Source organism: Gallaecimonas pentaromativorans (genome assembly GCF_003751625.1).
Taxonomy (GTDB): domain Bacteria; phylum Pseudomonadota; class Gammaproteobacteria; order Enterobacterales; family Gallaecimonadaceae; genus Gallaecimonas; species Gallaecimonas pentaromativorans.
In genome coordinates this window covers 342,068-351,615 of the sequence record NZ_RJUL01000005.1, presented here as the reverse complement: position 1 = coordinate 351,615, position 9,548 = coordinate 342,068, and the positions used below count along the sequence as shown (strand labels likewise).

Here is a 9,548-nt window from a genome sequence, read left to right as displayed (position 1 = left end):
TGAAGACGCATAAAAAAATCCGACACCAAGGAGATGTCGGATTTTTCCATCACTAGAGGATCAGTCAAGCGATCGGTCTTAACTGATCAGCATTACCGCATTGCGGGGCTTTTTTAGCAATATGGCTTTTACACCGGCAACTGGTACTGGGCCACCTGTTGGTCCATCTGGCTGGCTTCGCTTTTGAGGCTGCGGCTGGCGCTGTAGAGCTCGTTGACCATGCGCTCGGTGTCTTCCACCGCGTCGCGGATATCCACCAAGGTCAGGCTCACTTCCTTGGTGACCTGGCTTTGCTCTTCCGCGGCGGTGGCAATTTGCGCTGTGTGGTCGGCAATCAAATCGGCCTTGCTGTTGATGGCCTTGAACTCATCACGGGCCTCTTCTACTTCGCTCATGGTCTTGGCTGCCGCTTCGACGCTGGTTTGCATCATGGCCACCGCTTCGCCGCTTTCGCGGGTCAGCCGCTCAATCATGCCGGCGATGTCCTTGGTGGTTTGCTGGGAGTGCCCGGCGAGCTTGCGTACCTCGTCCGCTACCACCGCAAAGCCGCGGCCAAACTCGCCGGCCCGGGCCGCCTCGATGGCGGCGTTCAGGGCCAGCAGGTTGGTCTGGTCGGAAATGCCGCTGATGGAGTCCACCATGGTGCCGATTTGCGTAACCCCTTGCTGCACTGCATCCACCGCCCTGGCACTGGCGCCAAGGTCATCTGCCAGCAACTTAACTGCGGCAATCACCTCATCAAGGGTGCGCATGCCGTGGCCAACCAGGCCGGCGGTGTCTTGGGTGTCACCGGCGCTGGCCTGCGCGTTGGACGCCACTTCCTGGGTTGAGCCCGCCATCTGCTGCATGGCAGAGGCCAGGGCTTCTAAGCGCTCGCGCTGCAGGGCAATGGCCTTGCTGACGTGCTCGAGGTTGCCGTCCATCTGCACCGTGGCGCTGGCCAGTGCCAAAGAGCCGGAGCGCTGAGCGCCCAGCACCTCGGCCAGGGCGCGGCGGGTTTCGTCCAAGCCTTTGGCGACAATGGAAAACTCGTCCTTGCCGGCCAACAGCGTCTGCTCGCGAAGGTCTTTGCCAGCCAAGCGCTGCAGCCCGGCCAAAAGCCTGCCGACGCGGTCGCGGATGACCCTCGACAAGCTCATCACCCACAGGCTCAACAGGGCAATGGACACCAGCAGCGCGATGACGCTGCGCTTGATAAAGGCCATCATTTCCATGTCGGCGGCGTCCAGGTAAACGCCCCCGGCCAATTGGTAGTCCCCCACCGGCACCACATACAAGTCTTTCAATGACACCTCGCCGCCGGGCTTGGCGTATTGAAAACGCAGCATGGCCGCCTCGCCGCTCTGGCCCAGGCGGGCAAAGGCGTCGTTAATGCGCTCGTCTCGGCCCATCAGTTTGACGTCTTTTGCAAAGCCCCCTTCGAGTTCAGGCTTGGGTGGGTAAATCAGGTAATGGCCGTCTTTGGCCAGCAAAAACAGATAGTCTTCGTCGTTGTGGCCCCAACGGGCCTGGCTTAGCAGCACCCGCGCTTTTTCAAGAAAATGCGCCGGATCGCTTTGCTGCATCTGGCTCAGCACTTTTTGGTAGCTGGTGACCTGTCCCATCAGGGCGGTGTCGGTGGCCTCACGGATGGCGCTACGGGTACTGGCGGCGTTAAAGGCAACGGTGGCCATGACGCTCACCACTATCAGCGCCAGCAGCAGCTGCATTTTCTGGGAAAGATTGAAACGGGCCGACAATCGGCTCCACCAGCCGTCCTGGTGAAAGGTCGTTGGGGCGACATCTATCGGGGGCATAACGAGACCTCGGTCCTGCGGGGTTGACCCTGCGGTTGCACTGCCCGCAGTGTACTGCGCACCAAAAGGCATAGGAACAAATTAAAAACTGACCATGCCTAGACAGACTGTTTCCAGAACGGAGGGAATAATTCTTTGCGATCAACGTATTACCCAATCTCTTTGTGTAATAAGGCAAAAGAGCAGATTACGATAATCGCTTGGCACTGACTAAAAGGGCCCCTGCCGGGGCCCTTTTCAAGGCAACTGATAACTGGTCACCCGTTCTTCGAGGGTGTGGGCTTCGCCCTTGAGGCTGGCACTGGCCAGATGCAGCTCGGCCACCACCTGCTCGGTTTCTTCCACCGCGTCGCGGATCCCCACCAGGTTGCGGGTGACTTCTGCGGTCACCTGGCTTTGCTGTTCGGCCGCCGCAGCAATTTGCGTGCTGTGGTCGCTAATCAGCCCGGCCTTGTGGTTGATGGCCTCGAACTCCTGGCGAGCCGTTTCTACCTCACCCAAGGTACTGCCAGCCACTTTGACGGCGCCGTGGATCATCGACACCGCTTTACGGGTATGACCGGAGAGATCGTCAATCACGCCCGCGATATCGCGGGTGGTCTTTTGCGAATGGCCGGCCAGTTGGCGCACCTCGTCGGCCACCACCGCAAAACCCCGGCCCTGCTCGCCGGCCCGGGCCGCTTCAATGGCGGCGTTTAAGGCCAGCAGGTTGGTTTGCTCAGAGATGCCGTCAATGGCCGCCGCCAAGGAGCCAATTTGCTGGACCCCTTGCTGCACTTCATCCACGGCAACGGCGCTTTGGGAAAGGTCGTCTGCCAGGCTTCGCACCGCTTTGATGATGGCGTCCAGTGTTGCCATACCCTCGCTGACCATGGTGGCGGTATGCTGGGTGTCACTGGCGCTGGCCTGGGCGTTGTGGGCCACTTCCTGGGTGGAGCCTGCCATTTGCTCCAGCGCCGAGGCCAGGGTTTCGAGGCGCTGGCGCTGGGAAGAAATGGCTTCACCGACCTGGGCCATGCCGTTATCCATTTGCAGCGAGGCGCTGGCCAGGGTCAGCGCGCTGCCTCTTTGGGTGGCCAGCACCTCGGCAAGAGCTCTGCGGGTCTGCTCAAGGCCGTTGGCCACTTCGGCAAACTCGTCTTTGCCATCGAGGCTAGCGTCCTGGCTAAGGTCGCGGTTGCTGATGCGCCTTAAGCTGCCCATGACCCGTCGCACCCGGCCTTTGATGGCCTTGCTGACCCCGAAGATCCAAAGACCCAGCAGCGCCACCGAGACCAAGAGCGCCAGCGCCGAGCGCTTTAAAAAGGCCGCCATTTCCCGGTCGGCCGCGTCCATGTAGACCCCGCCGGCCACCACGAAATCACCCACCGGCATGGCATACACGTCTTTTAGCACCTTGTTGCCACCGGGTTTGCGGTAGGTGTAGCGCAGCACCGCCGCATCGCCGCTGCTCGCCACCTGGGCCAGCCCTTCATTGATATTGAGGTTGCGGTTATCAAGGGGTACCGGGTCGGCAAAACCCCCTTCACGGCTGGGATCCGGCGGGTAGATGAGCAGCCGGCCGTCGCGACCGGCCAAAAATAAATAATCGCTGTTGCCCTCTCCCCAGCGGGCGCCTTCGAGGATATCCCGGGCCCGAGCCACAAATTGTTTGGGGTCTTGCCGGTAAAGGCGGGTTAGCACCTGCTGGTAGCTTTGCACCTGGCCGATAAGGGCTTGGTCTATCACTTCCCGAATAGACTGGCGGGTGCTGTTGGCGTTAAAGGCAGCGGTTGCCAACACGCTGGCCACCACCAGGGCCATCAGCAGCAGCATTTTCTGAGAGAGGTTGTAGCGGGCAGAGACCCTGTCCCAGCCACTTTCAGGGGGATGGTTATCGGCAGAAACCGAGTGCATAAAAAATTCCTTCACAAGCAAGCCAATAGGACGCTGCCAAAGGGCAGCTAAAAACGTGGGATTTGAGAAGCAGCTGTTTAAAACGGCAGAACGTTACAGGCTGACAGCAAAAATGCCTACACCAATCCATAACGACAGGCATGACAGAAAATGAAGGAAATTAAGGCGCTGTAAATTGACCTAAATCATTGAGATAACTTTCTATATTGGAGTAATCACCAGAAAGCCCATGGCCATTAGGATCGCTGACCCCATGGCGCTGCTCCCAGTCGTCGGCCATGCCGTTGTGGTTGGCATCAACTACCGGCTTTTGTTTGAATTCGCGCCCGTAGGCGACCCAGCTTTCGATGGCGTCAAGCTCGCTGTCAATCAGTCGGCCCTGGCCGCTTTTCACCTCACTCAGTACGGCGCTGTCAACGCTGTCGCGAAAATAGCCGTGGGCATTGCGGTTGGCCCCCACCTCCCCTTTTTGCACCAGCAGCTGATAACTGGCCTCGGCGTTTTGGCTGGCCAGCATCAGTGGCATCGCGGGGTAGGTAAAGGCTTTGGTTTTTTGGTGCTTGGCAGCCAGGGTGGCCATGTCCTCATCCTTGAGCCTTGGCCAGGCGGTAAGGCTAGCGGACGCCTTACCGGCCATCAGGTTACCGGCAAGAAACAGATCCCCTGCCTTATCGGCGCCCCACAGCTCGAAGATGGCGCGGTGTTGGCTGGCCGGGCCCGGCAGGTAGCTGTTGCCAATGATATTGACCTTGCCCTGCTCGTTGCCGTAGCTGCCGTGCTCGCCCCAGTTGAAGATGACGTTGTTGCGAAAATCCACCAGCTCTTCGCCCTGGGGATAATTTGGCCCCAGGCGCCAGCCGTTAAAACGGGGCAGCCGGCTTTGATGGTTGGCCAGCAGATTGTGGTGAAAACTGGCCCCCCGGCCCCCCCAGATGCCGCCGTAGCCGTGCTCGCCCTTGCTGTGGCCGGCGTGGTCCAGGCTCTGGGCAATCAGGCTGTATTGCAGGGTAAAGCGGCGGTTGTTGTAAAAGCTGGCGGTCTCGTCGATGGACCAGCTCATGGAGCAGTGGTCGATGATGATATCGCTGTGCTGGCGGCCGTTGATGGCGTCCCAATCATCCTTAACACGCCCTAAGCGAAAACGCAGGTAACGGATGATCACCTGGTCGGCTTCCACCCGGGTTTCGGCGCCTTTAAGGACAATGCCCCCCGGCGAGCTTTGCCCGGCCAGGGTCAGCTGGCCTTGGCTGATGACAAGCGGCTTTTTAAGGTCAATGACCCCGGAGACGCTAAACACCACAATGCGCGGCCCGGGTTGTTCGATGGCCCAGCGCAGGGTGCCGGGGCTGGCATCGTCCTTTAACGAGTTAACGATCAGCACCTGGCCGCCACGGCCGCCTACCGTGTAGCGGCCCAGGCCATCGGCGCCGGGAAAGGCCAGCACCTGGGCCAGCAACAATGCGCTCAGGCCCATTGGTTTTTATCGATAATGGCGCCGCGATAGCCAATCACCCGCCGGGCCAGCGCCGCCCCTTGCTTGGCCGCTTCCAGGGGGCTTTGGCCGTCCAGGCGCGCCGCCAGGTAGCCGCCGTTAAAGGAATCGCCGGCGGCGGTGGTGTCTACCACCTGCTCGGCCGGGGTCACGGCAAGGTACTGACCGTTCACAAAAAGCTGCTCCGGCCCCTGCTTTATCACCAGTTCCTTGACCCCAAGGCCGGTTAAAAAGTCCGCCGCCTGTTCAGGGCTTTGTTGGCCCCACAGCAGCTGATGTTCTTCGAGCCCCGGCAAGGCGATGTCAGCGCAGCCATAGGCCTGCGCCAGCCAATGGGCGGCCTCGTCTTTGCCCCAGAGTTTGGCCCGGTAGTTGGGGTCAAACACCAAGGTGGCGCCTTGGGCGCGCAGCGCCTTTAAGCGCTCAAGCAGCAGCGCCCGGTGCTCGGCGCTTAAAATGGCCAGGCTAATGCCGGAGAACAGCAGCAGATCGGTACCACTAAAAGCGGCGCCGTTATCCTCTTCGATGCAGCGCACCAGTTGCCGGGCGGCGGCCTGGCTGCGCCAGTACAAAAAATTACGCTCGCCGGCCTCGTCCACCTCAATCAAATAAAGCCCCGGCATGGCGCCTGGCAATTGGTAGCAGTGGCGGTTGTCGAGGCCTTCGGCGCGAAAACACGCCAGCATCGCCTCGCTCATGGCATCGTCGCCAACGGCGGTGAGCAGCCCCACTTGGGCCGGGGTGTTGAGGCTGCGCTTTAAGTAGACGGCGGTGTTGTAGACATCCCCGGCAAAGCCCTGGCGATAGAGGCCACCGTCGGCGGCGGCCATCTCCACCATGCATTCGCCGAGCATCAGCAGTTTTTTCATAGGCCCGGCACCTGGCTTTTAGCGGCGGCGGCGCGCTGGCTGATGCCCTGCCAGTTGCCCTCGGCTACCAGTTTATTGGGGGCTATCCAGCTGCCGCCCACGGCAAAGACGTTACCCAGCGCCAGGTAGCTGGCAAGGTTGTTCTCCGCTACGCCGCCGGTGGGGCAAAAAGTGACGCCCGGGAAGATGCTGCTGATGGCCTTTAATAGCGCCACTCCGCCGCTGAGCTCAGCCGGAAAGAGTTTTAGTTGCTGGCAACCGGCCTCGACCATGCGGCCGATGTCAGACAGGCTCGATACCCCAGGGGCAAAGGGCAGCCCGGTCTCAAGTAGCGCCGCCAGCAATTTGTCGGTGGTGGTGGGGGTAACGATAAACTGGGCGCCGGCTTCGTGCACCGCCCTGGCCTGCTCGCCGCTTAGCACAGTGCCAGCCCCTACCCGCACCTCTGGCACTTCATTGCGGATGGCCTTGATGCAGTCCAGCGCCTGGGCGTTTCGCAGCACCACTTCCACCTGGCCTATGCCGCCTTGGTGGATGGCGCGGGCAGCGGCCACGGCTGCCGCCGCCGAGTCGGCCTGGATAATGGGGATAAGGCGGCTTTGGTCCAACAGATCAGTCAATAAGGTCATGAAGGCGTTCTCGTACGCTGTTAAGGGTGATGCCGTCCAGGCGCTGGTAGGCCGCTTTGAGGGCGGCGGCAAAGGCGGGGTTGGCGCCCAAGTCGCCAAAGACCTCGTCGAGCGCCAAGAAGGCATCCGGCCCCTGGCAGGCCAGTAACTTGGCGGCCAGCGGGTCGGTCAGGGCATCGCCGCTTTGGGCCTTGGCTTCGATAAAGCGCAGCCAGGCGGCAACGGCCACGCAGAGCCGGTCGATGGAGTGGCCTGCCTTGAGGTTGTCCCGCACCGTGCCCAGCAGCCGAAACGGCAGCTTTTGCGAGCCGTCCCAGGCGATTTGCGCCAGCAGATGGCGAATGTAGGGGTTGCGGTAGCGTTTGAGGATGGCCTCGGCGTAGGCAGCCAGGTCCATGTCGTCCGGGGCGGTCAGGGACGGCACGATTTCTTTGGCCACCAGAGCGTCGATAAAGTCGGCCAGCACCGGCTGGCTGATGGCTTCCAGTACCGTTTCCAAGCCCAGCAGGCTGCCGAGATAAGCCAAAGTGGAATGGGTGCCGTTTAGCAGCCGCAACTTGGCCTGCTCATAAAGGGCCACGTCTTGGGTGAAGGTGACCCCAACGGAATCGAGGGCCGGTTTGGGGCCGGAAAAATTGTCTTCAATCACCCACTGACTAAAGCCTTCGCGCTTGATGGGCCAGGCGTCCACTGCCCCTAAGGTCTGGGCGACGGTGGCTTCAAGGTCGGCCTCCGAAGCCGGGGTGATGGAGTCCACCATGGCGCAGGGAAAGGCCACCTTGGCCGCTATCCAATCGCCAAGTGCCGGGTCAAGGCGCCCGGCCAGGGCCAGCACCGCCCCCTTGAGCTTGTGGCCGTTATCCACCAGGTTGTCGCAGCTCAGCACCGTGAGGTTTTCAAGGCCCGCCTGGCGGCGGCGCTGCAAAGCGGCCACCAACAGGCCAATGGCCGACACCGGCGCGCTGATGTTGGCAAGGTCAGCGGCAATATCCGGGTGCTGCCAGTCGAGTTTGCCGTCCTTAAGGCAATAGCCCTTCTCGGTGACGGTCAGGCTGATGAGGTAGGTCTCGGGGCTCGCCATGCGCGCCAGGATGGCGGCCATATCGGCTGGCGCCACCAGCAGCTCGGTAAAGGCGCCGATAACGCGCATGCCGCTGGTTAAATCCTGCACCGCCAGGGTGTAGAGGTTGTCCTGGGGGCCAAGTTTTTCTTTAAGGGCCGGCGAGCGCAGCGACACCCCGCAAATGCCCCAGCGCGGGTCTGTGGCCAGCAGGCTGTCGATATACACCGCCTGGTGGGCCCGGTGAAAAGCGCCAGGGCCGATGTGCACTATGCCGGTTTTCACCTCGCCCCGCGAGTAGCGGGGCTTTTGCACGGCGCCTGGGATGGCGGCCAGGGCCGCCTCGGTCAGTCTTTGCATAGCATCCTCGCCGCTCAGAGCTTGTAGGCCTTTTTGGCCAGATCATAGGTCAAGGCCCGGGCCAGCTCGAAACCTTCGTCTTCCCCCAGGCGGTGCTCGCTGATAAGCCCGGCCAGGAAGCGGCAGTCGATGCGCCGCGCCACGTCGTGGCGGGCCGGAATAGACAAAAAGGCGCGGGTGTCGTCGTTAAAGCCAACGGTGTTGTAGAAACCGGCGGTTTCGGTGACCTGATGGCGAAACCGCAGCATCCCTTCGGGGCTGTCGTGGAACCACCAGGCCGGGCCCAGTTTCAGGCAGGGGTAATGGCCCGCCAGCGGCGCCAGCTCACGGGCGTAGCTGGTTTCGTCGAGGGTAAAGAGGATGATGCTCAGGCGCGGGTCGTTACCGTATTTATCCAACAGCGGTTTAAGGGCTTTGACGTATTCGGTGGGCGACGGAATATCGGCCCCTTTGTCGCGGCCAAAGCCTTCAAAGATACGTGGGTTGTGGTTACGAAAGGCGCCGGGATGAATTTGCATCACCATGCCGTCTTCGATGCTCATCCCCGCCAGTTCGGTGAGCATCTGCGCCCGAAACAGCTCCTGCTGGGCGCTGCCTGCCTTGCCGCTGATACACAGCTCAAAGAGGGTACGGCATTCGGCGTGGGACAGATTGGCGGTGGCCGCCGTAGGGTGGCCGTGGTCGGTGGCGGTGGCGCCGTGGTCTCGGAAAAAGGCGCGGCGATTGCGAATGGCGGCCAGATAGCCGTCCCAGCTGTGGGTGTCTTCGCCGGTCAGCTCGCCCAGTTTTTTGATGTTGTCGGCAAAGTCTTCCCGCGACGCGTCGACTACGTCGTCGGGCCTGAAGGTGGTGATCACCCGTTTTTCCATGGCGCCGCCTTTCATGGCGCCGTGGTATTTGAGGTCGTCCAGGGCCCCTTCGGTGGTGGCGATGCACTCGATGTTAAAGCGGTCCATCAGCGCCTGGGGTTTGAAGGCGTCGGTGGCCAGCTTTTCGGTGATGGCGTGGTAGTACTGCTCGGCGGTGTCGGGGGCCAGGGCCACCGTCATGCCAAACACTTCACTGAACACGGTGTCGAGCCAAATGCGCGACGGGGTGCCGCGAAACAGGTGGTAGTTACCGGCAAAAAGCCGCCAGATGGCGATGGGGTCGGTTTCCACGGCGCCGCCGTCGCGGCGGGGAATGCCCAGACGCTCAAGGCTGATGCCCTGGCTGTAGAGCATACGAAACACGTAGTGGTCGGGGCGGATAAAAAGCTCGCTGGCGTTACCAAAAGACGGGTTCTCGGCGAACCAGCGCGGATCGGTATGGCCATGGGGGCTCAAGATAGGCAAGTCTTTGATGCTGTCGTAGAGGCGCCGGGCGATGGCGCGCACGGTCGGGTCGGCCGGGAACAGGCGATCAGGATGCAGGTTCAGTGGTTGTGGCATTAGAGGTCTCCTCCCG

At 61.5% G+C, this 9,548-nt stretch carries 7 protein-coding genes; all 7 read right to left on the bottom strand.

All coding sequences use genetic code 11. The features are described from left to right. Positions 1 to 128 precede the first annotated feature (128 nt). The 7 genes from EDC28_RS11500 to uxaC all read right to left on the bottom strand — a co-directional run bounded on the left by EDC28_RS11500 (position 129) and on the right by uxaC (position 9,532). Positions 129 to 1,796: a methyl-accepting chemotaxis protein gene (locus EDC28_RS11500; protein ID WP_170164104.1), complete on the bottom strand. Its 1,668-nt coding sequence runs from the start codon at positions 1,794 to 1,796 to the stop codon at positions 129 to 131. A 237-nt stretch (positions 1,797 to 2,033) separates the two neighbouring features. Further along, positions 2,034 to 3,692: a methyl-accepting chemotaxis protein gene (locus tag EDC28_RS11495; protein WP_123421688.1), complete on the bottom strand. Its 1,659-nt coding sequence runs from the start codon at positions 3,690 to 3,692 to the stop codon at positions 2,034 to 2,036. Positions 3,693 to 3,852: 160 nt separating this feature from the next. Continuing rightward, positions 3,853 to 5,166, bottom strand: coding sequence for a pectate lyase family protein (locus EDC28_RS11490; protein ID WP_123421687.1), 1,314 nt, complete (start codon positions 5,164 to 5,166; stop codon positions 3,853 to 3,855). After that, the gene (locus EDC28_RS11485; RefSeq protein ID WP_123421686.1) at positions 5,157 to 6,053 is read right to left on the bottom strand and encodes a sugar kinase; all 897 of its coding nucleotides are present in this window, start codon (positions 6,051 to 6,053) and stop codon (positions 5,157 to 5,159) included. Before EDC28_RS11485 ends, EDC28_RS11490 begins: the two co-directional genes overlap by 10 nt. Beyond that, positions 6,050 to 6,682 (bottom strand): bifunctional 4-hydroxy-2-oxoglutarate aldolase/2-dehydro-3-deoxy-phosphogluconate aldolase, encoded by a 633-nt coding sequence (locus EDC28_RS11480; protein WP_123421685.1) that lies wholly within the window; start codon positions 6,680 to 6,682, stop codon positions 6,050 to 6,052. Before EDC28_RS11480 ends, EDC28_RS11485 begins: the two co-directional genes overlap by 4 nt. Beyond that, positions 6,666 to 8,102 (bottom strand): mannitol dehydrogenase family protein, encoded by a 1,437-nt coding sequence (locus tag EDC28_RS11475; RefSeq protein ID WP_123421684.1) that lies wholly within the window; start codon positions 8,100 to 8,102, stop codon positions 6,666 to 6,668. The genes EDC28_RS11480 and EDC28_RS11475 overlap by 17 nt, the downstream gene beginning before the upstream one ends. Positions 8,103 to 8,116: 14 nt before the next feature. Further along, positions 8,117 to 9,532, bottom strand: a complete 1,416-nt coding sequence (uxaC, locus tag EDC28_RS11470) for a glucuronate isomerase (RefSeq protein ID WP_123421683.1) — start codon at positions 9,530 to 9,532, stop codon at positions 8,117 to 8,119. Between the last annotated feature and the right edge of the window lie 16 nt (positions 9,533 to 9,548).

What these genes read in the sequence shown, in the direction of transcription:
- uxaC (WP_123421683.1), bottom strand. Translation starts at nt 9,532, where the DNA reads ATGCCACAACCACTGAACCTGCATCCTGATCGCCTGTTCCCGGCCGAC.
- EDC28_RS11495 (WP_123421688.1), bottom strand. Translation starts at nt 3,692, where the DNA reads ATGCACTCGGTTTCTGCCGATAACCATCCCCCTGAAAGTGGCTGGGAC.
- EDC28_RS11490 (WP_123421687.1), bottom strand. Translation starts at nt 5,166, where the DNA reads ATGGGCCTGAGCGCATTGTTGCTGGCCCAGGTGCTGGCCTTTCCCGGC.
- EDC28_RS11475 (WP_123421684.1), bottom strand. Translation starts at nt 8,102, where the DNA reads ATGCAAAGACTGACCGAGGCGGCCCTGGCCGCCATCCCAGGCGCCGTG.
- EDC28_RS11500 (WP_170164104.1), bottom strand. Translation starts at nt 1,796, where the DNA reads ATGCCCCCGATAGATGTCGCCCCAACGACCTTTCACCAGGACGGCTGG.
- EDC28_RS11485 (WP_123421686.1), bottom strand. Translation starts at nt 6,053, where the DNA reads ATGAAAAAACTGCTGATGCTCGGCGAATGCATGGTGGAGATGGCCGCC.
- EDC28_RS11480 (WP_123421685.1), bottom strand. Translation starts at nt 6,682, where the DNA reads ATGACCTTATTGACTGATCTGTTGGACCAAAGCCGCCTTATCCCCATT.